The following is a 25,537-nucleotide window of genomic DNA, read 5'->3' as shown; positions in this document are numbered from 1 at the left end:
TTCTTATCTGATGCAAGCGAGCATGCAGGTTTCGCGTAAAAGAAGGGTTCCATTTCTCATATGTTCGCTTGTTTTCATATGCATCAGAGAGTTTAGAGCAAAGAAAGGAGGCGGTGCATCTCTCTTCTGAAAGAGAGCTACTGCGCCGCAGTGCTAAGGTGGCAAAAGAGCAGTCTTTGGATAATCTCTGGTTGGCACAGATTCTCTTCGACCTGGGGGGCGTTCAATTTGGCAACTTTACCGTGAGCGAGTCCGCGGTCAGTTCGCCGGTCTTCGTCAATCCCAAGGTTTTAATCAGTCATCCAACCGCCCTTCGCGTTGCCAGCAAACTGATGCAGCAAGAGATTCAACTGGCACAATCACTACGCCGTTCGCGGGTCCATCCCTTTAATGTTGTGGCAGGTGTGCCGGTTGGCGGCCTTCTCCTGGCAACCGCATACTCCCTTGAAAACAACACACCGCTTATCTATGCTCGTATTCGCCCGGAAGGAACCGGGAACCGGGGCATCGAGGGCCGTTTTACTAAGGGTGATACCGCCCTCATCATCGACGATCTCGTCACCCAGGGCAGTAGCATTGTAGAGACGGCATCCCTACTGCAAGAAAATGGCCTGGCGGTCAAAGACGTTATTGTCCTCGTAGACCGCGAGCATGGCGCCGCTGAGCGCCTACGTCGTCATGGCTACAACCTGATGAGTATTTTAAAGCTAGATGTGATGCTTAATCACTATATGTCGAGGGGGCTCATCTCAGAGGAAACCTATCGCGCCTGCGCTGAGTACCTCCGCGCGAAACAGGGAGAGAATAACTCCTCTCCTCACCTCTAGGCCATCTAGTGTGAGCCGCATTTACGTACGCACGAGCAGAGACACACGCATGTATATGTGTGTCCCTGCTCGCGTTTTTCTATGCCACCTACTCTTGAGGATGGCGGGGCTGCTGAGTTGGTGCCGGTGGCGTCTGCGGACGGGCGGGAGTGGGCGGTGTATAGCGAGGAACCTCGACATTCGCCTGCCCATTGGCGCTATCGCGACGTGCTGTTTGCAACAGTGGCTCGATCAGGTCCATGGGAAGCGGGAAGATAATGGTCGAGTTTTTCTCAACCGCAATCTCCGTCAAGGTTTGTAGGTAGCGCAACTGCAAGGCGCCGGGCTGCGAACCGATGACACCAGCTGCCTGAGCCAGTTGTGCAGAGGCTTGCAGCTCACCGCCAGCGTGAATGATCTTCGCGCGCTTTTCGCGCTCGGCCTCGGCCTGTTTGGCCATCGCGCGCTGCATCGTCGCTGGCAACTCGATATCCTTAATCTCGACCGCCGTGACTTTCACACCCCAACTTTCGGTATGCTCGTCGATAATGCTCTGTAACTCCTGGTTGATCTTGTTGCGCTGGGCAAGCAACTCATCCAATTCAGACTGACCTAGTACGTTACGTAAGGTTGTTTGCCCAATCTGGGTGGTTGCCTGGATAAAGTTCAAGACGCGAATGACCGCAGCCTCAGGATTTACCACATAAAAATAGACAACCGCTGTGACTTTAATCGTGATGTTATCACGCGTAATCACCTCTTGAGCGGGTACGTTCAAGGTCACAATACGCAGATCCACCTTTATCATACGCGAGATGAATGGAGGCACCCAGAAGACGCCTGGGCCCTTCGCCCCTGTCGACTTACCCAGGACAAAGACGACACCACGCTCATACTCCTGCACCACACGCAGGCCAGAGAGCACTAAGATCACCACCACGATGATAACGAAGATAATGAGGAATGTGCCAAAGCCAAGTAAGGCATCCATAAAAAACCTCCTGCACGCGCTGAAACGAGCCTGCTCATTCCAACGGTCTACTTTGTAGACATTCATGCATATGTAAAAACAACGAATAGATGTATGAAGTTACCTCTTTACTCAAGAGGTGGAGCAATCTTACCAGTATCCACACCAGGAGCTACCAGGGGGCGAACGCGCAAACGTAGCCCTTCCACTGCAACAATCTCAAGCTCCGTACCACTATCTACCGCCAGATCCGGGACATCCAGGAACGCAGCCCAATTCTCGCCCTGATAGCTAACACGTCCCTCAGGCTGTAGCGGTGTTAAGGCCACAGCCTTCGCGCCATACATCGCCTCCTGGCCACTTCGTACCGGTGCTCGACGCACTCGCACAGCGTACGCGACGATGCTCAGGCCCATCAAACCAACCACCACGCCCGCGCCGTAAATGATCCACGGGTTGAGGTAGGCTGCATTATATGAGCCGCCACTGTTGAAGAAAATCAGCGAGCCCACAATCAGCGAGACCACAGCTCCAATGGTCAGCGCGCCATGCGTTGGGAGACGCACATCCAGCACAAGCAACACAAAGGCCAGAAGCATCAACGCCAAGCCAGCCCAGTTTGGCGCAAGTGAGCCTGCTCCAAACAGGAAAAGCAGTAAGGCAATGGCGCCAGTCACACCAGGCACGATCGCGCCCGGATGGGATACCTCCAGGTACACTCCCAGCATAGCGACCAGGAACAGGAAGAAAATGACCGTTGGATCAAGGAGAAAATTGTAGAACACATCGGCGGGCGTCTCACTCACATCCTGGATGCCGACATTCGCCGTCTGCAAGCGCACCTGCTGCCCATTATTTAGACGCACCTGCCGCCCATCAATGCTCGTCAGTAAGCTGTTCAGGTTGGGGGCGCCCAGGTCCACGATGTGGGAGCGAATCGCGGTCGCATCATCGTAGGAACTGGCATTGGTCACCATCCGCACGGCCAGGGAGACATTACGCCCATAACGCTGCTGAATACTGGTCATCGAGGCGACAAGATCGTTGGTGATCTTGGCCTTCAAGGTGCTCTCAATATCGCCACCAGTGCTCGTCACCGGGCTGGCTGCGCCGATACGCGTCGTAGGAGACATAGCCGCGATTTGCGCCGACAGGGTGACAAACGCCGCCGCTGAAGCCGCTCGTCCACCCGCGGGCGCCACATAGGCCACCACCGGGACCGTGCTGGCAAGGATCTTCTGTGTCATCGCCTTCATGGAATCCAGGTCGCCCCCCGGAGAATCCACCTCGACCACGAGCGCACGCGCTCCATCACTTGAGGCACTCTCTATGGCCCGCGAAAGGAGGCGCAACGAAGATGCATTAATATCGCTATTGAGAACCACCCGGTCAACATGGGCAGTGGCCCTGGTCTCTGCCAGGACAACCGATGAACCTGTGCCAAATTGGAACACCAGGGCACAGGCAAGCAACAGGCCCGCCCCAAGCCAATAAGACCAATGAACTCTCTTCTGGCGCGAGTACATACGCATATCCTCCATCATACTAGTGAAGACGCGCCACAACCATAAATATCAAAGAACATATTTAAAGAGACAGCAAACACCCATATAATAGCATGTTCGCTCGCCAGTTACGAGCCATGCTTGTGTAAGAAACGTCGCATTTCATGAACTGAGCCAATCCTGACGACCTTCTTTTGCGTCTCAATGGACGCCAACACTTGCCGCAATTGCGGCCTTGCCGTATGATGCACTCTCATCTCTTGCTAATAATAACTTTTAGCTATATACATTATAGCTTATTGCTATTTTTCTTGTCAAGCATTTTCCATGATAAAGCGTTCAAAAGGTGGATATAGAATTAGCATGCCTCTAAAGAACAGACAGCAAAGGAGCCACTAGAGGCTTAGCTGATACATACAGCCTGTTCCCTCTGGTGGCTCCTTTGTAGTTAGGCTCTGCCTGGAACTGCTTAGAAGTGTGCGCGCAGATCGGCAAAGGTGTCCAGGATCAGCAACTGGCCTGGTCCCGACTCGCGCAACTCCTGGTGCTCAAGAACCCAGGTATGCTCATGAGGAATGAAGACGGCATTCAGGCCCGCCTCTAACGCGGGATTAATATCAGATTTAGGAGAGTTCCCAATCATCCAGGTATCCGCGAGAGGACATTGAAACTCCTGTGTCAGGAGTTCATAGGTGCGGGTGTTTTTCTCTTCTACGACCACAATACGCTGGAAGTAAGACTCCAGGCCAGAGCGCTCAACCTTCAGTTGCTGCTCCTCGCGCTCCCCCTTGGTCAGAAGGACAAGGTGATGCTTCTGCGCGAGTTCTTTGAGAGTCTCTTCAACACCCTCTAGAATTTGCAGGGGATGGTGCGCAATCTCCTCGCCCAGGCGCCTGACATAGTCCAGGTCCTCGTCCCTCACTTCCCGCTCAACAAGGCGATGATAGGTCTCTACCAGACTACGCGCAAAGTTTTTAGAGCCATATCCAGCAGTATGCTCGACCTCGTTGAGTACGGCGCGAACTTCATGCACCTGCATGCTACTATGGGCAAGGAACTCAATAAAACGATGGATGGCCTCTTCAAAATAGATGTTATTCTCCCAGAGCGTATCATCCGCATCTACAAACAACCATTGCTGCATTGTGTCTCTCTTTTCTAAAAAAGGTCAGCTATCATGGCTCAAGTGTAACGCTCTTTATTCATAAATGCAAATATTAGCATTCAAGAAAGGGTATGTGGCGACGAATATGCGCAGCATCATAGATCCTGGCACAAAGCTTCTGTAGACCATGCGTTACGGGAATAATTTCGGTACGGATCAGATCCGCTTTTATCATCTACACTATGCATATCCAATTAGAAATTTTTCGAAGTAAAATAATTAGTATGGCTGGTATCTCTCCTCAAGAGACACAGCACCAGATGCTAGAGACCTGGACTGTACCTATCTACCAGCCATAAAGTTGGAAGCATCCCAGGAGGAGTTTTTTTTATGGAAACCTATCCACATACTTGCGCTCAGGAGATAAGCGCTACAGAAAAACTACCAACCCGAAGTATCGCCCTATGGTGGCTGGGACAGGCAGGCTTTGCCATCAAAAGTGCTTCTTTGACCATGCTTATTGACCCCTTCCTCTCAGAGCATGAGGGACGGCTGGTCGTTCCTCCTTTTAGCGCCACGACCGCGCCAGAGATTGACTTTGTGCTCTGCACACACGAGCACCTGGACCACCTGGATCTCCCCGCCCTGCAAGCGCTGGCTCAGCGCCAGCCACAGCTCCGCTTGGTCGTTCCTCGTCCTATCATCGGGCAACTCACTGAAACGGGGATAGAGAGCGAGCGCATTCTTGGTGTCCAGCCTGGCGAAGAGCATATGCTAGGAACCTGCCGGCTCAGGCCTGTTCCCGCTGTACACGCAATTCAATGCCCACCTGCAATCTACAACTTTGGCTTTGAGGAGAGCGAGGGGCAGTATCGCTACCTGGGTTATGTCCTGGACCTCGATGGCGTGTGCCTGTATCATCCCGGGGATACGCTTGTTTATGATAGCATGGCCGCACACTTACGTTCCCATGCAATTGACCTGGCCCTGCTCCCCATCAACGGACGCAACTACTTCCGCGAGCAACAGCAACTCGTAGGCAATCTGGATGAACGCGAGGCCGCAGACCTGGCTGCCGCCGCTGGCATAGATTGCGTCATTCCGACCCACTATGAGATGTTTGCCGCCAATACCGGGCGCGTAGGCTTCTTTGTTGACTACATTCGCACCTTTCATCCACACATCTCCTGCCACCTGCCAACACATGGCAAACGCTTCGTCTATACGAAATAGCAAAGCTTCATGGCTCTCGCGCCTGCGGCGCTCGCCTGGGTAGTATGTGTGATGCATGCCAGCCAATGGCTGGCATGCATCACACATACTACCCGAAAGCACTTACCCACGGGATTAGATATAGAAGGCGCCCTTGCTAAGAAAGACCAGCACACAAAACCAATCTCTATATGAAATACCTATCATAAAACAAACTACATATTTAAATAGCTTTCATTATAACTTTTACGGTACTTCTTATAATAAGAATATGTAAGTTATAAGCAATAGAAGGCTAAGATTGGAGTATATCATGTCCCGCCGATTTCTTCCCAGGTCTTCATCGGCAGAGAACGTGGATATTATTGCTCGTTCGCTACCGTGGAAAACGATAATTGGAATTGTTATATGCTTTGTTGGCTTCTTACCTTTTCTCGCTTGCTCTCTATTTATTGCAAATAGCGGCCTTTTAAGTCTTTCACAAATTTTTTCAACTATTACCGGCGCACATGCGGACCTTCCACCGCCTCATACATCATTTCCGTTTCCCGCCGTCTCACCACAGATGGGAGTTATTCCCTACACCATTCAAGATGGCGATTCCTGTAATGAAATCCTGGCCAATCAAATGAACATGGGGCAATCAACGAAAATTTTTAACGACGCGCAAAAAAATTCTATACAAGCGTTGAACCGTGTCTTTGGTCAGAATTGCCAGAATTTAACAGTCGGGGCCGTTATCCCACTCCAACCTCAGTCGCCCCTGGTCGCTATCGGTGGCATTGTGCGTAAAATTAGTGAACCTTCGTTTGTGAAGCCAACACCTACGCCTCTGATTCACTTGCCACAAACCATCAAACAACAGGCGGAGGCAAATAGATACGTTGATTGCAGCGGTGGCTGCAATTTACAGATCCAGATTACCAACAACGATACGGTGAGCCTCTTTGTCGCAACTGATATGCATGTCCAGGTTGGTTCATGGGTCTGGGCGCTGGCAATGATGCAACCACAAAAGGTGCCGGGCCTGGATAATTACCCCTATCTCGAACCACACACAACGGTAGAGAAGATGATGCTACGAGCCTGCGATTTTACCCTTGAGGGGCAGCAAGACGATGACATGGTCCCTTGCCGTAAACTCTCACCTAACACTATTGATGATGACGGCGGGATATGGCTCTATGCCGTCACGGGTTCACAGGCCCTGGGGCACTGGCAATGGAACACAAACCTCCCACCGAATACGCAGGTTCTGATGTGGCTATCAAGCAAAGGCGGTGATCTTCAATATGAAGATGGCAATCCCATCTACCGCTATGATCCCAAACAGCATGCATATATCAAACTGAAGAAAACGTCGTGACCCAGCAGAGGCAAAACACAAGCGATAGTAAGTGAGGAACTTTAGTGATCCTCGCTTACTATCGCTTGGCTATCACGCGCCTGGCGTGCTCTGTAACGCCGTACCGTCATCATATTGCCACAAGCGTACCCCGCACACCAGCGCCGACTACGGTTCTTGCTTGCGTCAAAAAAGATCCAGCCACAGGCATCGTTCTCACAGATCTTTATGCGTGCAGTCTCTTGCGTTGTGATCAACTCCACAAAAGAGGTCACGATCTCACTCTGTACCCAGAGCCAATCCTTCTGCAACGGCTCCAACACAATTCGCCAATGACCATCCTGGTCCTGACAGAGGGTTCGCCGCGCAGCAGAGACCTGGAGATACGGCTGTAGTTGCGTCATATCAGCTACAGCGAGCGGCTCCCCCCGCGCCAGGCGAGCCGCATAGTCCCATAAGTGTGATCGGAGTGTGATCAGAGAACGCATCATACTCTCATCTAGAGCTGCTGCATCCACGTCTAAGTGCCAGCGCGCCAGAAATTGCTGGCGCCAGGCAAGTTGCAGAAAGCGATCCTCTGCACGACCACTTCCACGATAATCACGATAATCACTATTTAAAAAATCGAGAGCCAACACTTCCATCACACATCTCCTCCAGGAACGAGAACAAAATCCTCATACAACTAATTCGAGAAATCCTCGGTTAACCAGAGCGTATTGTGTGCATCGACAAAGATGCTAATCCCAATACGATGAAAAGTGCTGCTTAACAAATTACGACGATGCCCATCATTAGGAGGGGTCTCATTCATCATACTCCGATGAAGGCCTGAAGCCATGCTCCACTGCGCATTGTAGGAAGGGGCAGGACCACCTGTACCAATATTTTCGCCACAGGCATTCCAGTTGACTCCCGCATTCGTTTCGCGCGTCCCCAGACTACTCTCGCCTGGACACTGGTGCGAGAGCCCACACCCTCCTGCCATGACCTGGGTATGTTGAGACGCACTCACCACAAGCGTGGGCGTCCAGGTAAGCGCTGGCAGACCTTGAGCGGCTCTATCCTGGTTCACCAGCGCAAAGAGCTGCTGCGCTAACTGCTGATCCGTGCTCGAAACGGGAGGGGTACCACCTCCATTGCCTCCACCACTGCTTCCACCAGTATTTCCACCATTTGCTCCTCCCTGGGTAGGGACCTGCGTAGATTGTGGTGTTGGCGTTGGTTGAACTGATTTTTTCGGCGTTGGCGTCGCGAGAGGACGCTCCGCCACCTCTGTCCCCATTTGCTTCTGCGTAGAGGTTGATGTCGCCGACGCGCCGTTCTTACCGGGCATAGCCGCAGAACCTGAAGATGCGCCACAGGCAACCAGAAATATACACACAGCTAGCACTGATAAAATACACAAGCATTTTTTCACAGCAAAGCGCCTCCATTCGTACAAATCCATTCTTCTATCTACCATAACATAGACAATTGCCGATACAGTAAGCATTCGCGAATTTCTGGTACTTCCTGCATACTTCTTCTCCGAAAACCCTGAGCGCGCGTGTCCCCGAATGAGGGAAGCGCTAGGCACGCCAGTGACGTTGGGTTTCGGAATAAGATCTTAGTCGGAGCTAAAGAAAAACATGCCTCCACAATTCGACCTGACTTTTTACCATATAGTTGTTTGATATGGAGAAAGCCTGGTAGCAAACCGATACATAAATGAGAAGCCCACCAATATATCCATTTTAGCAAGCCATAGAGTATTATTATAGAGAACTATCTTCTTAAAGAGGAGATAGCCTCATCTACCCAAAAGTCGTACACGACCCGGAACGCTTTTCTGACAAGTTCATGAAAATAATATCGAAGTTGATAACTGTATTTTGTGCAGAGAGAATAGCCCGGTCCGGCGTCACTCATCCCTCTACATCTGAACCATAGAAAGTGAGACTGTGTATGCACGATACACAGAAACAGCGCACACACCTGTTGCCCTTTTTACTCTTGAGTAGCCTGGCAATCCTCCTCCTAGCCGCCTGCGGAGGCACACAGCAGAACAATCAATCCACAAACAACCAGGTCCTGCGCTTCCCCAACGTTGGAACCAATGACATTGGCAAGCTTGATCCCGCCAGCGGTTCCGACTCTAACTCTAACCTGGCCATCAACATGCTTTTCACAGGCCTGGTAAAGGCGGATCAGAACCTGAGCGCTCAACCAGACCAGGCCACCTGGGATATCTCGAAGGATAACAAGGTCTACACCTTCCATCTTAAGAAGGGTATCACCTTCTCTGATGGCACTCCTGTTACCGCGCAGACCTATGTCTATACCTGGACACGAGCCTTGCTCCCCGAGGTGAAGTCTCCTATCGCGCCAGTCCTGGAGGAGGCCATTGTCGGCGCCAAAGATGTCAATAGTGGCAAGACCACGACGCTAGAGGGAGTAAAGGCGCTCGATGACCAGACGCTCCAGGTCACGCTGGAACGTCCCACCGCCTATTTCCTCCAACTACTGACCGTCAACCTCTTTTATCCGCTCAATCAGAAGCTGATTGACAAGTATGGGCAGGTCGACTGGGCACAGCACGTGGCAGGGCAGGGCGCGGGGACAGGTCCCTTCATCGTCCAGTCCTGGCAACATGGGGTCAAAATGGACCTGGTACCCAATCCCAACTACTATGGGGCAAAACCAAAGTTAAAGAAGGTCGAAATGTTCTTCGTCAAAGAACCAGAGACCGCCTATAAAGCGTATCAGGCCAAACAATACGACTTTACCTGGGGCATTACCCCACACGACCAGGAGACGGCGAAAAACCTGCCTGGTTTCATTCGCAAGCCTATCCTGCAAAGCAATCTACTCTTCTTTGACAATAAGACCGCGCCTTTCAACAAGTCGGCCGTTCGCCAGGCCTTTGCCGCGGCTATAAATAAAAACCTTCTGGCGACAAACATCTTTAAAGATTCTGTTACACCTGCTAGCACAATCATCCCGCCGGGCCAGCCCGGCGCCCAACCAGATTATTCCGGCATTTCATATAACATGACCAGGGCCAAACAGCTCCTCCAGTCGGTCTACCCAGATGTCAGTAAGATGCCGCCCGTGACGTTTTCGTATCCTGGTTCACAGTTTCCCCAGGATGCGGCAACGGCCTTGCAGGCAATGTGGCAGTCCGCCCTTGGTGTGCAGGTCAAGCTCAATCCGATGGAACTAACCTCGTATAATAGCGAGACCTCGAAACACACGGTCCAGTTTGGCTTTACCCAGTGGGGCGTCTACTTCCCCGATCCCTATGAATGGCTGGACCTGAGCCTGCTCTCCACCTCGGCCAATAACAATGGCGATTGGAGCAATCCGAAATTCGATAGTCTGGTCGCACAGGCCGAACAGAAATCAGGCCAGGAGCGCCTGGATCTCTATGCCCAGGCCGAGCGAGTCGCTATCGATGATGTGGGCTGGCTCCCGCTCTCGCATCAGACACTGGCGGGCATCATCCCCGCCAACCTCCATGGTGTCGTTTTGAACGGTGGCGGACTCTACTTCGGTGACTGGTCCAACGTCTATCTCTCATAAGGTAGTACATAGGCATAAAAAATTTCCAGGGGGGGCAGGCCTGCCCCCCCTGGAAATTTTTTATGCCTATGTACTACGCTTTTTTATCCTTCTTGAAGGTTGATAGGCTGCCACTGACTGCTATCATACGCGGGATACTCGAGCTCCCAGAAGCGACCTGGCTCCTCGCGCGCTTCCAGACGGCGTAGGGCATCCAACAAAACCTGGCGTTGCAGGTCCAGCTGACCAGGCCCTCCCAGGCTATTGCCAAGCTTAAAATGCTGTGGGGCCAGGACACGCGGAGGACCAGCCTGCTTCGTCTGATCTGGCGCGACGCTGATAAAGACGGTGGGTAGGCCCGTCATCTCTATCTCACGCGCTAACGCCGCCGCCACGCGATGACAGAGTGGGCAGCCAGCAGTGAGCACAACAGCGTCGGCCTTTGAGCGAGAAATAAGCTTCGCCATCTCTGGCGCCACGCGCTCATACAGGTCACGAAAGTTCTGAGTATAGCCCATAAAGCCAAGATGTTTATCGTTGACGCCCCCAATGATCCCCTCAGCAGCCAGTTCGCGTAAACGATCAATAGGGAACACACAATTAATATCCTGGTTCGCATCCTGATGATTATAATGACTATGAGTCACCATGAGCTGGTTCGCGCTGACATCGCCGGGAAGAAGGCGCCAGGTGTTGTCCCCATCCACATTGTAGGGTTCTTGCTCGCGCAGGTGCACACCCGCAGTACTCACCAGCGCAATAACGCTATCCGCTAGCTCGCGCGAGCGCGGGGTGTAGGGAATACACCGTTTGGATATTGGCATCCGCCAGGTCTCCTTCTTATGTATGTAAACTAACGCGCCCAGTCCATGGGAGCAGGCGGCGCAAACTCCGAAGCGATGGCAACTGGGTGACCTTCACCAAAGGAGGTTTGAATGGCGCAGAGGATATCGACGACATGGGCGGCCTGGGCCCCGGTGATGCGCGCAGGCCGGTCCTCCTCGATAGCCTCGGCCAGTTCAACAACACCACGCGCCCACTCGGTTCCCTGGAATGACTCTTTCACATAAGGTACCGGCTGGTAGCTACCCCCAAACTCGGTGAACTCGACCTTCCCTGAGAAATTTTGCCAGTCATTCAGGAAGCAGGAACCCTTATCGCCGTGGAACTCGATGCCTTTCTGAGGACTATGATGGCCAACATAAAAATTGGTCGTCAGGCGAGCAACTGCGCCCGAGGCAAATTCGATGGCCGCCACCGCAAAGTCAGGCGTACTAATATGGAAAGGCACATTCTCCTTCGTCACCCGATCTGGATAGAGTACCTTGCCAAAAGCGGTCACTTGCCGCGCCGGACCAAAGATCGAAGTCAGGATCGTGAGTGGATACACGCCTACGTCGAAGAGCGCACCCACCTCGTAGAAGGGACCCGGCGCCGGGTGCCAGGACTCAATACGCCCCCAATTAACCTCGGCATACGCCAGGCGTACCGTTCCCAGAGCTCCTTCACGAATAAGCTTCCAGGCGGTCTGCTGCGCCTCTCCGAGAATCGTCATCGGCGCACAGCTTAGACGTTTGCCCTGCTGCTCAGCCAGCTTGACCAGTTCCCAGGCATCCTGCCCATCCAGCGCCAGGGGCTTCTCGCTATAGACGTGCTTTCCGGCAAGCAGGCACTTGCGGATCACTTCGACATGGGCGTGATGAATGGTCAAATTGACTACCAGGTCCACATCTTCATCCGCCAGCAGTTCATCTAACGAGGCGTAGACCTGGCCGCCATAGGTCGAGACATAGGCTTCCGCACGCGTGAGATCCACATCAGTCGCACCCAATAATTGAATATGAGAATAAGGCTCCAGGGTTTTGGCATAGGCGCCAGCAATATTTCCACAACCAACGACGGCAATACGAAATGGTTTTTTCTCCATAGTGTTTATTCCTTTTTAAGTCGAGAGGAAAGGTAGGCACACTTCCCTTTGCCTACCCAGTTCAGTCCATAGCCAACTACGCTTGTGTGAGCCACTTCAATAGCATTTCACGCATGGCGATGCAATCTTCGGTCGGGTCAAAATGCTCTGGCTCATGTTCGATACTGTAGATCCCCTGGTAGCCCAGGCGCTCCAGCGTCTCTACGCACTTGGGGATATCAACGCAGCCCTGACCATAGCGGCAGGTGTCGTGAGCACCAGGCGCTAGCACATCTTTGAGATGCACATAGATAAGATGAGGATAGAGCTCCTCAATGGCGCGCACGGCATCATAGCCATTAGTGGCGTACCAGCCGGTATCAATCGCGGTTCCGATAAAGCCATCTCCGCCATCACCAATGAGGTCGAGCATATCCTGAGCGGTCTTCTCCGCCGGATGATTCTCGATCCCTAAACGGACGCCATACTGCTTGAGAATGGCAACCATCGAGGCACGGTCATCGGCCAGCAGACCAGTCGAGCCGCCAAGAATTGAGACATCCAGGTTCCGCGCCAGGCTGCAAGCAGCCTCAAACTCGCTCCTGGTCGTGCCAAAGTATCCCGCCAGGCTGACGATGCGAACATCATAACGCTGGAGCAGATCGCGCGCGATGGTGACATGCTCAGGGGTAGCCCACGACCAGTTTAACTGGGCCATCCAGAGATCCATCAGCGAAAAGCCCATCCCTCGAATAGCGAGTAGTAAGGCTTCGAAACGCTGCGCGAAGGTCTTAATGGGCCGAAAATAGGCATTGGTGGAGCTATCGCCCTCGCCCCAACCCTGCGTCATATGATAGCCAACCTGCTGAGCGACATAATTGGCTCCCATAAACGATATACGCTTCTGTGGGTCTTCCATAACATCTCATCTCCTTCGCTTTAAACCACTGTGCTATACGTTGTAGTATGCCACAATACGCCTCTTCAGGAAAAGAAATTCAGGCCAATGCGCTCGCTTGTGCCAGTGCAAGGCCTGCTGTGCTGCCTATAAGAGCGTCACGCTGAGCGCCTCATTCTCTCCCCTGCCAGAGTATTGCTGCCACAATGTCGCTTTCTATCTACATACTAACCATGAACTGGTAATGACCTGCTTGCACTGTGTAGACAGCGGCATTCTCCTCGCGTCGTACAAAGGTAATACCCTCTTCCCGAAGCACCTGGGCCTCCTGGCCATTGATGAGCGCTCCTGGAGCGGCTGGAACATAGACCGCTGCTGTGGTATTGGGCGGTAGCTCAATCTGCCAGGTAAAGGTTGACTCCTCATAGGCCCAGGCGCTTACGATGCGGCCATGAATCGAATCATAGACGGCGCGCAGGCGTTGCAGAGAGGGGTCCGGGAAGGGGCGCAATATGCTCTGCTTGAAGGCGGCCTCAGGCATCTCCTGGGTTTCAATACCCGCCGCATAGCGATAGAGCCACTCTCCCACCGAACCAAAGGAGTAGTGGTTGAACGAATTCATCAGCGGAGTCTGAAAACCCTTTTCAGCCGTCCAGCCATCCCAACGCTCCCAGATGGTGGTCGCGCCATGCCGAATAGAGTAGCCCCAGGAGGGAAAAGTGTCCTTAAGCAGGAGTTGGTAGGCAACATCAACGCGCCCATTCTCGGTCAACGCTGGCAGGAGATGCGCAACGCCTACAAAGCCAGTCGAGAGATGACCGCCTCGACGCTGGATATCCTCAACCAGGTGTTGTGCGGCGATAGGGCGCAGAGCCTCGGGCATAAGGCCGAAGCGCAGAGCCAGAACATAGCCAGTCTGCGTTTCGCCCGCGACCCGCCCGTCTGACGTGATATGCGAGGTCTGGAACGCAGTCTGGATGCGCGCAAAGAGTTTATCGTAACGCATTGCGTCGTCTTCGCGCCCCAGGACACGTGCGATCTTTGCCAGGAGAGCAGCACTGTGCGCAAAAAAGGCATCAGCAACGACGTCCTTTGGCGTCTCAGCCTCGATAGAAAGCCAATCACCAAAGTCCCATTGCCCCTCACCCCCGCCATTGCGCCGTTTGCGCCAGCGCCCATCGGGATTGGCCTCGACCAGAAACTCCAGCCAGCGCGTCATCGACGTGTACTGGCGTGCAAGCAGGCGGGTATCACCATAGGCCAGGTACAGCGTCCAGGGAACGATAATGCCGGCATCTGCCCAGGCCGGAGCGCCAGCCTTGGGATCAATGATGCTGGGGACGATATTCGGCAGCCAGCCCTCGGGAGATTGGGCATCCGCCACATCACTCAGCCACCTGGTAAAGAATGCGGCCACATCTGCATTATAGGTCGCGGTCCGTGCAAAGATCTGGGCATCGCCCATCCAGCCCAGGCGCTCGTCGCGCTGGGGACAATCCGTTGGGACCTCTAAAAAGTTGCCGCGCTGCCCCCACTCGATATTATGCACAAGCTGGTTAAGCATAGCGTTTGAACTCAGGAGGGAACCTGTTGGCGGCGTCGGGGTCTGTACAACAATACCAGTAATATGCTCATTGGTGAGTTGGCCGGGATAGCCCGTGACCTCGACATAGCGGAAGCCGTGGAAGGTAAAATGTGGCTCATACACCTCTTCACCCCCACCTTTGAGTGTGTAGAGATCCGTCGCTCGCGCCGTGCGCAGGTTCTCGGTATAGAGCGTCCCATCAGATTGCAGCATCTCGCCGAAACGCAGTTGCACCGTTGTCCCGGCTGGCCCCGTCACGCGTAGCCGCATCCAGCCAACCATGTTCTGCCCCAGATCAACAAGATAGGTGCCGGGCTGTAGTTCGCGAATCTGCTGCGGCGTTAACTCAGCTACCTTCTGGACACCTGGTCCATACTGTGCCACGAGTAAGGTCGCATCCAGAGGCTGAATAGTGACTGCTTGCCAGTGCGCCTCATCAAAGCCAGCCTGGTTCCATCCAGGCTGCTCCAGGCGTGCATCATAGGCCTCGCCCATCAACATATCTGAGTACTGCAAGGCCCCGGTCGCCGTTTTCCAGGATTCGTCTGAGACAACGACTTCGCGCGAGCCATCACTATACTCCAGTTCAAGCTGCACCAGGGCTTGCACCGCCTGGCCATAAAAATTGCGTTGGCCTAGCCAGCTCATGACCCCGCGATACCAGCCATCCCCCAGAATAACGCCTAGGGCGTTCTCGCCCGGCACAAGGAGCGAGGTCACATCATAGGTCTGGTACTGTAAGCGCTGATGATAGTCGGTCCAACCAGGGCGGAAATAGTCATCACCAACACGCTGCCCATTGAGCGAGAGGAGATAGAGGCCGCGCGCAGTCGCATAGACACGCGCCTGTTTGAGTCCGGCGCCAACCCGAAACTCCTTGCGCACCATCGGGCAGGGGCGAGCCTTCTCGTCAAATTCAGCCTGGATGTATTGCCAGCGCTCAATCTCTTCCGCCAGCACCCCTGACTGCTGTGCAAGATGTGGAGAAAAATGGGCTGCAGCTTGCTCTGGCTCTGGTACAACCATCCATTGCCCACGCCAATCATCACGCTGCAATAGGCCCATCTCCCACCAGGCAGGCTCGCTATAATCGCTTATCTGGCCCTGCTCATCCCAGATACGCACCTGCCACCAGACCCGTTGTCGTGATTGGAGAGAGGGACCTGCATATGCAATATGGGTTGAATGCTCCGAATGTACCTTGCCGCTATCCCAGAGCAACGAGGTTCGCTCCGCTAATGCCTCGGGGCTAGACGCAACAAGAATTTGATAGGCGCTCTGGCGAGTCCCACGTTGGGAGGACTCCAGGCGCCAGTAGAACCGGGGATACTCACAATCGATACCGAGTGGATTCTGGGCATATTCACAGCGCAGCGCAACAATCCTGGTCATCCGTAACCCCTCTTTCAAGCATTGAGTTTTTTCTGCCAATACATTATGGCCAATACATTAATTTCGTAATTAACGAAAGTGTAACTGCGAGAAAAATATTTGTCAATTTAAAGTTGAAAAAGAATGGATTGGGACCCTGCTGTTCTCCTTTTTCTTGTAATAAAAGAGGGAAGCCCCCTATACAGCTAAAGCGTAAAGGGAAGCCCCCTAACAGCTAAAGCGTATAGGATTCAGCTTCCCTCTCTACTCGGCTATAAGCAATATCAAAATAGTATCTGTGTTTGCTTAAGCGTCGCGGTCACGCATGTCCTGCGCGCCCGCTTTGCGCGCGCAGTGGGCGCAGCAATACATCGAGCCATGCGTCTCTACTCCATGCCCCACAATCCGGCAGCCACAGTGCTGACAGGTAGGCGCTAGAGCCGCGATGGCGCACTCAAAGCTATCAAACACATGCCGCTTTCCGGACATGTTGACCTCAAAGGCCTTGTCATACTCATTGCCACATTGTTCACATTGCGACATAGCTATCTCACTCCTTTTTCCTTGCATGGTGCTCTTTCCCATTGCCATTATAGCGAGCAGAAAAAGCTAAAGATTAGGTAAGCCAGAAAGAAAGACTTCTTTCTATATGCCATTCTATCGCTCTCATTCTTAAGTTCTCTTTTGCAAATGCGTGTTTGCTTCGGCAGGGGTACGTTGGGTGTAGAAACAAAAAGAGAGCGCGGGCCAACCGGCCACTCGCTTCCTTTTTACGGAACATATTTCCTGCCAGATGCAGTATTCAGGAGAAAAAGATACTATGATGTTTTCACACATCGCCCTGGTGTCGGAGATCGATGCCATTAGCATGCCAGAACTGACTCGCGTTGCCGCGGCACTCCAAAAGCAGGTAACCCGCGATTTTGCCCCCATCTGGAATATCTTTGGAACCGTTGATGCCTTCAGCCGCCTGGAGGATGTGCCCCTGGGTTACTGGCCCATCATCGTTCGCGCCAATGTTCCTGATCACGCGCTCGGCTTCCACCTCGATGAGCAGGGTCAGCCCTACGCACTCGTCCAGTACTCCAATAGCTGGTCACTCAGCGCCAGCCATGAGTGCCTGGAGATGCTGGCCGATCCTTATGGGAATCGCCTGGTTGCCGGCCCCTCTTTGAAGAGAGAGCATGGTCGCGTTCAGTATCTCCTTGGCATCTGCGATCCCTGTCAGGGCGCGGAACTGGCCTACACCGTCAATGACATCCTCGTCTCCGACTTCTGCACACCTCACTACTATGAGCCTGTGCGCGCCAACGGCGAGCGCTATAGCTACACCGGCGCCATTACTGAGCCCCGCCAGGTGCTCCCCGGTGGCTATATCACCTGGTTCAACGCCAATGATGGACACTACTGGCAATTCCGCCAGCTCGGCGTCGATGGTGGCTATGTCGATCTGGGTACATCACCCGTACAGCAGCGCTTCAGCCTGCGCGAAAACTATGATCGCCTGACTCCACGCACCCCGATTGCGCGTGGTCTTCCCAACGATAGCCGCCAACTTCAGGCTGCTCGCGAAGCCGCCTGGTTCACTGGTGAGAAGACGGCTCTCTACGCGCAAAAACTTCATTACACGATTGATCGTGTGGTGCAAGAGGCCTACTCTCGCGTTTAGCCAGCACTGGCCCGTAACGGGTTCACTGAGAGAGACTTTTTTCTTACCGTTGTCAGTCAGCATAAGGAGCATCTACTATGTGCGTTAGCTGTGGTTGCGGCAAAGTGAATGACAATCATGGTGATAGCCGCAATATCACCCAAAGCGATATTGTCACTGCCGCTCAAGCGGCCGGCATCACTCCCGAGCAGGCCGCACAAAACCTGATGGACACCTGCCAGCAGTTGACATCAGGTTCCCAGAAACAGTCCCCACGCAACACCAACACGCGTGAGCGCTAAATCTCGCTCCTAGAGCTGCTTCAAGCAAGACTCTAGACGCGAGACAGAGCCAGGAGAGAGGATATGCTTTCTCTCTCCTGGCTCTTTTTTTGACTTGACTCCTCGCGCCTGCGGCGCTCGTTGTGTAGTAGGTAGTGTGGCATGCTCTCGTAGCCTGAGGCTACGAGAGCATGCCACACTACCTACTACACGATAGTTTGCTTGCTATTTTTCTGCTACATTTCTCTCAAGAGAAAATTTCGTCTGAAGAAGACTTGACTTTCACGTCACGGTAAAGTTTATGCTTAGTAATAACTTCAGCAAGAACGCGATGACGAGTTCTACCTATCCCTGGAGATTCTGCAAGAGAAAGAGGAACGCAAGCCTTGTTCAAAATTAGCGATTTCTCAAAGTTGAGTCAGGTGTCCATGCGCACACTTCGCTACTATGATGAAATTGGGCTGCTCAAACCAGTACAGGTCGATCCCACAACGGGGTATCGCTACTACTCGATTGACCAGTTACCCCGTCTGAACCGTATTTTGGCCTTTAAAGACCTGGGATTTGAGCTCTCGCAAATCGTCCAGCTCCTGGACGAAGAGGTTCCTCCTGCGCAAATACGTGGCATGCTCCGACTCAAACAAATCGAACTCCAGCAACGTGTCCAGGCAGAACAAGAACGGCTGGCACGTGTCGAATCTCGTCTCAAACAGATTGAGATGGATGATGCGAAACCTACTCACGAAGTGGCCATCAAAAAGATTAAACCTCAAATCGTCGCTTCAAGCCGAAAGGTTGTGGCAAATAGCACACAACGACATCAACTTGCGAACGAGATGCTTGACTTTCTTCAACGCCAGGGCGTAAAGCAGGTCGATCATCTTCTCTATATCGAACAAGATGGTGGCTATCACGAAGATGATACCAGTGGCATTGAGATCGCAGTTCCCGTACATAGCTCCTCCGTTGGCAACATTGTGGAGCAGAGCGGTGGAAAAATCACGGTACGCGAGCTTCCGGGAGTCAATACCATGGCAACACTCCTCCATCACGGCAGTCCCGATACCATGATGGAGGCCTACCAGGCATTGGGCATGTGGCTCCAGGTCAATGACTACACCATTACCGGCCATTGCCGCAAGGTCTGTCTGCAACGCGAAGGGGATTTTGACTCTTATATCACTGAGATTCAATTTCCCGTTGAGAAGCGCGATAGTAGCAATACCAGCAAATCGTCCTTCTTTTTCGGCCAACAGACACGCCAGGGCCATGGAGCTAGTACACCCAAGGGTTGAGTCCGCTTGCTCTTTCCCTGTCACTCAACCCGAGCAAGAGATTCTGATAGCACATTTTGTTCGTTTTTCACGCGCATGTGGCCAATAAGAAAAGTCTATGTCAATGGAGCACCATAGACGTAAAAGGAGGTGAATCCACAAAGACACCGTTCGTCCTTTCGATACAATGTTGGTATCAATACAGCACTCGTTTTCTCATTTTTCGACTGCGATCTTATTCCGAAACCCAACGCCACGTACGTGTCTAGCGCTTCCCCCATTCGGGGACAAGGGTGGTCGGATCAGAGATTCACGCGCAATGGAATGCGTAGAGAAAGGTCCCCTTCATACAAGCGACTTTTCATTACGCCAGACTCGCAAGGAAAGAGGAGCACAACACATGAGTATTGGCAATCCAGCCGTCTCCACATCCTCTCAATCGAGCGGATGGGACCGTATTTTAGGCGGCGCGCAAAGTATTGGCCGCTCGCTTATGCTACCTATCGCCGTTCTGCCAGCCGCCGCCCTGCTGCTGCGCTTTGGACAGGACGACTTCGTACAATTACCCTGGATGGTGGCTATCGGGAGCCATGTCTTTGGTCCCTGGCTGGCGGCAGCAGGCAATGCGGTCTTCAGCAACCTGCCAATGATTTTTGCCATTGGCATCGCCATCGGTCTTGCTGGTGGTGAGGGCGCAGCCGCCCTCGCAGGCCTGGTCGGTTTCCTGGTCTTTACTGCCGTCTTCAATACCGTTATCCCCCAGGTCGATGGGAAGCCCGATCCCAGCATTAGTATGGGCGTCCTCTCTGGCATCATGGTTGGACTCATCACAGCCGGGCTGTATAAACGTTTCCATGATATCCGCCTGCCTGATTACCTGGCCTTCTTTGGCGGACGCCGCTTTGTCCCTATCATTACCGCCTTTATAATGCTTATTCTGGGTATTGTCCTGGGCTATATCTGGCCCCCTATCCAGCAGGGCATCAATAGTGTAGGCCTGGGCATCGTCTCCCTTGGCCCCATCGGCACTGGTATTTATGGCTTTTTGAACCGTTTGCTGATCCCCGTTGGTCTGCATCACGTGCTGAACTCGTATGTCTGGTTCCAGCTCGGCACATACAATGGTGCGACTGGCGTAGTTCATGGAGATCTGAACCGCTACTTCGCGGGCGATCCCACCGCCGGCAACTTCATGGCTGGCTTCTTCCCCATGATGATGTTCGGTCTACCAGGTGCCTGTCTGGCCATGATTCGCCAGGCGAAATACCCGAAGGTCGCGGCTGGTATCCTGCTCTCCGCCGCTTTCGCCTCGTTCCTGACCGGTATCACAGAGCCTATCGAGTTCGCGTTCCTGTTTGTCGCGCCAGTTCTCTTCGTCATCCATGCCTTGCTCACAGGAACCGCGCTAGCCATCTGTACCCTGCTCAATATTAAAATCGGCTTCGGTTTCTCGGCTGGCTTTATCGACTATGCCCTGAACTTTAACAAGTCGAATACGACCAACCCGCTGTTACTCTTGCTCATCGGTCTCATCTACGGCGTCGTCTACTACTTTATCTTCAGCTTCTGCATCAAGCGCTTCAACCTGGGGACACCTGGACGCGGCGAAGAATCCACCGGCCTGAGCGCGGACTGGATTCTCCCCGAGAGCCAGCGCGGCCCCAAACCAGGCACTGTTGCCGCCGCAACGACGACCACGGCTGAAGAAGACAAAGATACAGTCCTGGCGCGCAACGTCGTTGATGCCCTGGGTGGCAAAGAGAACATCCAGAGCGTTGAGGGCTGCATCACGCGCCTGCGCCTCTTCATCAACGAGCCTGATTCAATTGACGAGCCTCGCTTGAAGAGCCTTGGCGCCTCTGGGGTTGTCAAACGCGGTAAAGTTGTACAGGTAGTGATGGGAACCCAGTCGGATCGCATAGCTGCTCGTATGGGCCGCATTATTAAAGAGAAGACCACTGTCGAAGAAAACGCTTAACGCCCGATGCCGTATGAGTAGCCAGTCATTGTATAGGCTGGCTACTCATACGGCTAGCATACCTGGTTTTTACATTTTACCTGGATGGAAGGAACATAATGGCACGTATTCCCATTTTAGCACCCATTGATGGCACGGCCGTCGCCCTGGAAACCGTTCCCGATGAAGTCTTCGCGCAGAAGATGGCTGGAGACGGCGTCGCTATCGCGCCAGAAGGTGCGGTCGCGGTCGCACCCGTGAGCGGCGACCTCATCAAGCTCTTCCCTGGCGGTCACGCCTTTGGTATCGCCACTCCCGAAGGCGTGGAACTGATCGTCCACATTGGCCTGGACACAATTGAATTGGGCGGTGAGGGCTTTGAGAATATCGCCACTGAGGGGCAGCACGTTGAGGCTGGAACGCCGATTGTACGCTTCAATCGGGCTACCATCGAGCGCTTGGGCAAATCCGTCATCAGCCCCGTCGTCTCTTCGGGTGCGGGAACAGTCACACAGCATGCCCAGGGGCCTGTTAAAGCTGGGCGAGATGTGCTTTTTGTCCTGGAAGTCTAGATTAGTATTCTATTCCTGGCTATTCGTTCAACGTTCACTACCTTCTTAGACGGAAACCAACCTCCATCCGGGGGCACGGCGCCACTCTCGTGGCTAGCGTTCACGCGCCCAGGTTTCCGAAGAGGCATTACCTTGAGACACCTGCACGACCACACCTGGTGTCTCCTTGCTTGCATCAAAGAGAGGGAAACACTTGATTGGGATTGTCCTTGTGTCGCATGGCATACTGGCGGAAGGTCTCAAAAATGCAGCGGAGATGATTATTGGTCCTCAGGAGCGGCTGATCGCGATTGGCATGCCTCCTCAGGCGGATCTTGCCACGTTGCGTCATGAAATAGAGGCCGCGCTCCTGCAAGTTGGAGACCAGGGAGGAGCACTCATCCTTGTAGATATTCTCGGCGGGAGTCCGGCCAATATCGGGCTGCACCTGGCCAAGAGCGACACAGAGGTCATTTGTGGCACCAATCTACCTATGCTCCTGGAGATGCTTACCCAGCGCGAGAATTCGACGCTGCAAGAGTTAGCCAGCCTCGCGGTTCAAACCGCACGTGAAGGGGTCATTCGCCTCAGTGGTCAGCCTGCTGACGAAGACGAATAAGCCCACCTTTGTAACCGTTCTTCAGAAAGGTAACAGGAGCAACCCAAAACGTTACCCCCATCTTTGAGAGTAGAGCATACTGGAAAGGGAGATACCTTTGGCTACATCACAGGAAGTTATCATTCAACATGAAGTTGGGCTGCATGCACGCCCAGCGGCCCTCTTTGCCAAAAGGGCCGCGCAATACGCCTCGGCCATCTCTATTGAGAATATAACCAAGGGGAGTCAGCCGGTCAATGCGAAGAGCATGCTCCGCCTTCTTTCGGCCAGCATTCAGATGAATGACCAGTTGCGTATTACCGCTGAGGGCGATGATGAACAGGCCGCCGTCAAAGCGCTTTGCGAACTGATCAAGCAAAACTTTCAGGAGACGGAGTAGATAGGCATGCCCACCACCACCTTGCGAGGCGTCGGAGCCTCTCCTGGTATCGCCATCGGACACCTTCATCACTATGCGGAGGCGGCCCTGAATGTCGCCCACAGCACAAGCACCGATCCCGCGAGAGAAAAGGCGCGCCTGGAGGAGGCCTTTGCTCAGGCCAGGCAAGAAATTCAGGCGCTCGCAACGCAGGCGCAGCACAACGTTGGCGCAGGCGAGGCCGCTATTTTTGAAGCCCACGAAATGTTTCTCGACGATCCAGAACTACTTGACCGGGTAAACAGTATGCTACAGCAACAACAGGTAAGCGCTGCCTACGCCTGGCAAGAGAGCACGCAACAGGCCGTCGCCGAATTACGGGCCATTGATGATGAATATCTCGCCGCCCGCGCTACGGACCTGCAAGATGTTGCCCAACGTGTCTTGCGGATCTTACAAGGTGTCGAGGAGCAGAAACTGGCGCTCTCCGAGCCCGCGATCATTGTCGCTCAGGATCTCACGCCCTCCCAGACTATTCAATTTGAAAACGAGAAGATACGCGCCTTCTGTATCGCCGAAGGTGGTCCAACCTCCCATGTGGCCATTCTGGCGAAAGCGCTTGGCATTCCAGCTATCACCGGGCTTGGGAAGGCCATTGAAAACCTCCATGATGGGCAACGGGCCATCGTGAATGGGGCGAGTGGAGAAATTATCCTGGATCCAGATAAAGCCACCCTTGCAACCTACCAGCAAGAAATCCAGGCCCTGACCCAGGCGCGCCAGGATGCATTCCAGGATGCGCGCCAGCCCGCAACGACACGCGATGGGCACACGATAGAGGTCGTCGCGAACATTGGCACACCAGAACAGGTTGCCGAAGCCCTGCGCCAGGGAGCCGATGGTGTTGGTCTTCTGCGCACAGAATTTCTCTTCATGGAGCGTGAGGCCGCCCCAGACGAGGACGAGCAATACGCCATCTACCGCTCCATTCTCCAGGCGATGAACCAGCGCCCCGTTGTCGTGCGTACATTTGATATCGGCGGCGACAAACCCGCCTCATACCTGCACATGAGCAACGAGATGAACCCATTTCTAGGTATCCGTGGTGCACGCCTGGCCCTGGAACATAACGACCTCCTGCAAGCGCAACTCCGCGCGCTGCTCAGAGCTGGTGAGGGCCACAATCTCAAAATCATGTTCCCCATGGTAAGCAGCCTGGAAGAGGTCGAGGCCCTGCGAACACAGGTCCAGCAGGCTCAGGCCACTCTCAGTGCGCAAAACACCCGGTACGCGCAACAGGTTGAAATCGGCATCATGGTTGAAGTACCTGCGGCCGCCGTGATGGCTGATGTCATTGCACCACATGTCGATTTCTTTAGCATTGGCACCAACGATCTCACTCAATATGTGATGGCAGCCGACCGCACCAACTCCGCCGTGGCTCACCTCGCTGATGCCCTCCATCCAGCGGTCTTGCGCTTCATCCGCATGGTTATCGACGCCGCCCATACGCATGGGAAATGGGTTGGCCTCTGTGGCGAACTGGCTGGAAATCCCCTGGCGGCAGTGGTTCTCCTTGGCCTGGGACTGGACGAGTTTAGCATGACAGCCAGCTTTGTCCCGCTCGTCAAACAACGTCTACGCCAGTTAGGTACCGAGCAGGCTCGCGCCATCGCGCTTCACACCCTCGGTCTGCCTAATGCCCAGGCGGTGCATGCCTACCTGGAATCTCTTGCGTAGATTTATGCTGCCAGCTCACTAACAAACGGGGCGGAAGACGTTGGATAAAGGGTGTGTGCATACATAATGGGCTTTTGTCCATTATGTATGCACACACCCTTTATCTATGAGCGCCGTAGGCGTGAAGACGCTTTTATGCCCCTACTTGGTCGCCGAGGGCAAGACATTAATGACTGCCGAAGTTAGGTCCTTAAAGGTGAAAGGCTTCTCAATCACGCTGGCGTGAGGAGCAATCGTTAGAGCCAGTTCAACTTCGGAGAGCGCAGCCGCGGTGCAAAAGATCAGCGGGAGGCGTTGTGTGAGGGGATGCGCCTGTAAGCGGCGTAGCACATCTAAACCATCAACATCTGGCAGATGCAGATCAAGGATCAGTACATCGACCGGCAAAAGGGGAGGCTGCAAGGAAGTGGCTTGGGAAGAGATCTCTGTTGGGGGGAGTAACGCTTGCAGGCATTCGAGAGCATGGTCATAGATCGTCACCTGATGACCTGCATATTGCAGCATGGTTGCACACAGGCGTGCTATGCGTACATTATCTTCCAGCAAACCTACTTGGACCATAACACCGCAACTTTCACCGAAACTCCGTTCTGGAGGCCCATCTCCGTTCACGGGATGGCAGGAACGCGCCTAGAGGTGAGACGCTGTCGTCTATACAGCTCACACGCCTCTTACCCCAAGGGGCAAAAGCGCCTGGCTGCTTGCTCTGATATTCTCTCTTGATTGTAAATTCAAATGCGCTTTCTGTCAAGAAAACCCGCTTCCCCTCGCAAAGCCTTATCAGGCTCCCCTATCAGTAGCAAGTCCTCCACTCTCGACGCTCACATCAATATGCTGTACAATCTTAGTCGATAGACCACTCT

Annotated in this window: 23 protein-coding genes; 12 read left to right on the top strand and 11 right to left on the bottom strand. The window is 53.5% G+C overall.

Annotation, left to right across the window (positions count from 1 at the left end):
* The first annotated feature begins 176 nt into the window (after nucleotides 1-176).
* The gene (locus tag JMJ04_RS20180; RefSeq protein ID WP_236038093.1) at nucleotides 177-827 is read left to right on the top strand and encodes an orotate phosphoribosyltransferase; all 651 of its coding nucleotides are present in this window, start codon (nucleotides 177-179) and stop codon (nucleotides 825-827) included.
* Between the two features lie 88 nt (nucleotides 828-915).
* Here the strand turns inward: JMJ04_RS20180 and JMJ04_RS20175 are convergent, their stop codons facing one another.
* From JMJ04_RS20175 to JMJ04_RS20165, 3 genes are all read right to left on the bottom strand, one after another.
* Nucleotides 916-1,797 (bottom strand): slipin family protein, encoded by an 882-nt coding sequence (locus tag JMJ04_RS20175; RefSeq protein WP_201372219.1) that lies wholly within the window; start codon nucleotides 1,795-1,797, stop codon nucleotides 916-918.
* Between the two features lie 107 nt (nucleotides 1,798-1,904).
* Nucleotides 1,905-3,302, bottom strand: coding sequence for an NfeD family protein (locus JMJ04_RS20170; RefSeq protein ID WP_201372218.1), 1,398 nt, complete (start codon nucleotides 3,300-3,302; stop codon nucleotides 1,905-1,907).
* 448 nt (nucleotides 3,303-3,750) lie between these two features.
* A complete protein-coding gene (locus tag JMJ04_RS20165; protein WP_201372217.1) occupies nucleotides 3,751-4,425 on the bottom strand; it encodes an HAD family hydrolase in 675 nt (224 codons plus the stop codon).
* A 351-nt stretch (nucleotides 4,426-4,776) separates the two neighbouring features.
* Between JMJ04_RS20165 and JMJ04_RS20160 the strand changes: the two genes are divergently transcribed.
* Together JMJ04_RS20160 and JMJ04_RS20155 are read left to right on the top strand one after the other, a co-directional pair.
* A complete protein-coding gene (locus JMJ04_RS20160) occupies nucleotides 4,777-5,619 on the top strand; it encodes an MBL fold metallo-hydrolase (RefSeq protein ID WP_201372216.1) in 843 nt (280 codons plus the stop codon).
* A 292-nt stretch (nucleotides 5,620-5,911) separates the two neighbouring features.
* Entirely contained in the window at nucleotides 5,912-6,964 is a 1,053-nt protein-coding gene (locus JMJ04_RS20155) for a hypothetical protein (protein WP_201372215.1), read from the top strand.
* Between the two features lie 41 nt (nucleotides 6,965-7,005).
* On the opposite strand, the gene JMJ04_RS20150 is transcribed toward JMJ04_RS20155, so the two are convergent.
* A complete protein-coding gene (locus tag JMJ04_RS20150) occupies nucleotides 7,006-7,587 on the bottom strand; it encodes a CGNR zinc finger domain-containing protein (protein ID WP_201372214.1) in 582 nt (193 codons plus the stop codon).
* Nucleotides 7,588-7,628: 41 nt separating this feature from the next.
* Entirely contained in the window at nucleotides 7,629-8,279 is a 651-nt protein-coding gene (locus JMJ04_RS20145) for a CAP domain-containing protein (protein ID WP_201372213.1), read from the bottom strand.
* 611 nt (nucleotides 8,280-8,890) lie between these two features.
* Here JMJ04_RS20145 and JMJ04_RS20140 point away from each other — a divergent pair.
* On the top strand, nucleotides 8,891-10,507 hold the full coding sequence (locus JMJ04_RS20140; RefSeq protein WP_201372212.1) for a peptide ABC transporter substrate-binding protein: 1,617 nt from the start codon (nucleotides 8,891-8,893) through the stop codon (nucleotides 10,505-10,507).
* Between the two features lie 83 nt (nucleotides 10,508-10,590).
* Here JMJ04_RS20140 and JMJ04_RS20135 read toward each other — a convergent pair whose 3' ends face one another.
* The 5 genes from JMJ04_RS20135 to JMJ04_RS20115 all read right to left on the bottom strand — a co-directional run bounded on the left by JMJ04_RS20135 (nucleotide 10,591) and on the right by JMJ04_RS20115 (nucleotide 16,789).
* Nucleotides 10,591-11,310: a glycine/sarcosine/betaine reductase selenoprotein B family protein gene (locus JMJ04_RS20135; protein WP_201372211.1), complete on the bottom strand. Its 720-nt coding sequence runs from the start codon at nucleotides 11,308-11,310 to the stop codon at nucleotides 10,591-10,593.
* Between the two features lie 29 nt (nucleotides 11,311-11,339).
* Complete coding sequence (locus tag JMJ04_RS20130) at nucleotides 11,340-12,413, bottom strand: Gfo/Idh/MocA family protein (RefSeq protein WP_201372210.1); 1,074 nt, start codon at nucleotides 12,411-12,413, stop codon at nucleotides 11,340-11,342.
* 76 nt (nucleotides 12,414-12,489) lie between these two features.
* The gene (locus JMJ04_RS20125; RefSeq protein ID WP_201372209.1) at nucleotides 12,490-13,311 is read right to left on the bottom strand and encodes a sugar phosphate isomerase/epimerase family protein; all 822 of its coding nucleotides are present in this window, start codon (nucleotides 13,309-13,311) and stop codon (nucleotides 12,490-12,492) included.
* Nucleotides 13,312-13,510: 199 nt separating this feature from the next.
* Complete coding sequence (locus tag JMJ04_RS20120; protein ID WP_201372208.1) at nucleotides 13,511-16,267, bottom strand: alpha-L-rhamnosidase; 2,757 nt, start codon at nucleotides 16,265-16,267, stop codon at nucleotides 13,511-13,513.
* 285 nt (nucleotides 16,268-16,552) lie between these two features.
* The gene (locus JMJ04_RS20115; protein ID WP_007904316.1) at nucleotides 16,553-16,789 is read right to left on the bottom strand and encodes a hypothetical protein; all 237 of its coding nucleotides are present in this window, start codon (nucleotides 16,787-16,789) and stop codon (nucleotides 16,553-16,555) included.
* Between the two features lie 277 nt (nucleotides 16,790-17,066).
* Between JMJ04_RS20115 and JMJ04_RS20110 the strand changes: the two genes are divergently transcribed.
* From JMJ04_RS20110 to ptsP, 8 genes are all read left to right on the top strand, one after another.
* Nucleotides 17,067-17,915 carry a hypothetical protein gene (locus JMJ04_RS20110; protein ID WP_201372207.1) on the top strand — a complete coding sequence of 283 codons (849 nt, stop codon included), beginning with the start codon at nucleotides 17,067-17,069 and terminating at the stop codon, nucleotides 17,913-17,915.
* Nucleotides 17,916-17,992: 77 nt separating this feature from the next.
* Nucleotides 17,993-18,196, top strand: a complete 204-nt coding sequence (locus JMJ04_RS20105) for a hypothetical protein (protein ID WP_201372206.1) — start codon at nucleotides 17,993-17,995, stop codon at nucleotides 18,194-18,196.
* A 365-nt stretch (nucleotides 18,197-18,561) separates the two neighbouring features.
* Nucleotides 18,562-19,470: a MerR family transcriptional regulator gene (locus JMJ04_RS20100; RefSeq protein ID WP_201372205.1), complete on the top strand. Its 909-nt coding sequence runs from the start codon at nucleotides 18,562-18,564 to the stop codon at nucleotides 19,468-19,470.
* A gap of 379 nt (nucleotides 19,471-19,849) precedes the next feature.
* Nucleotides 19,850-21,427 carry an N-acetylglucosamine-specific PTS transporter subunit IIBC gene (gene nagE, locus JMJ04_RS20095; RefSeq protein WP_201372204.1) on the top strand — a complete coding sequence of 526 codons (1,578 nt, stop codon included), beginning with the start codon at nucleotides 19,850-19,852 and terminating at the stop codon, nucleotides 21,425-21,427.
* Between the two features lie 98 nt (nucleotides 21,428-21,525).
* The gene (locus JMJ04_RS20090; RefSeq protein ID WP_201372203.1) at nucleotides 21,526-21,978 is read left to right on the top strand and encodes a PTS sugar transporter subunit IIA; all 453 of its coding nucleotides are present in this window, start codon (nucleotides 21,526-21,528) and stop codon (nucleotides 21,976-21,978) included.
* Nucleotides 21,979-22,171: 193 nt separating this feature from the next.
* Nucleotides 22,172-22,576 carry a PTS sugar transporter subunit IIA gene (locus JMJ04_RS20085; RefSeq protein ID WP_201372202.1) on the top strand — a complete coding sequence of 135 codons (405 nt, stop codon included), beginning with the start codon at nucleotides 22,172-22,174 and terminating at the stop codon, nucleotides 22,574-22,576.
* 97 nt (nucleotides 22,577-22,673) lie between these two features.
* Nucleotides 22,674-22,955: an HPr family phosphocarrier protein gene (locus JMJ04_RS20080; RefSeq protein ID WP_201372201.1), complete on the top strand. Its 282-nt coding sequence runs from the start codon at nucleotides 22,674-22,676 to the stop codon at nucleotides 22,953-22,955.
* A gap of 6 nt (nucleotides 22,956-22,961) precedes the next feature.
* Nucleotides 22,962-24,674 carry a phosphoenolpyruvate--protein phosphotransferase gene (ptsP, locus tag JMJ04_RS20075; protein ID WP_201372200.1) on the top strand — a complete coding sequence of 571 codons (1,713 nt, stop codon included), beginning with the start codon at nucleotides 22,962-22,964 and terminating at the stop codon, nucleotides 24,672-24,674.
* A gap of 141 nt (nucleotides 24,675-24,815) precedes the next feature.
* Here the strand turns inward: ptsP and JMJ04_RS20070 are convergent, their stop codons facing one another.
* Nucleotides 24,816-25,235, bottom strand: coding sequence for a response regulator (locus JMJ04_RS20070; RefSeq protein WP_201372199.1), 420 nt, complete (start codon nucleotides 25,233-25,235; stop codon nucleotides 24,816-24,818).
* Nucleotides 25,236-25,537 lie beyond the last annotated feature (302 nt).

Source organism: Ktedonobacter robiniae (assembly GCF_016587375.1).
GTDB classification, from domain to species: Bacteria; Chloroflexota; Ktedonobacteria; order Ktedonobacterales; family Ktedonobacteraceae; genus Ktedonobacter; species Ktedonobacter robiniae.
This window is presented reverse-complemented; position numbering and strand designations above follow the sequence as displayed.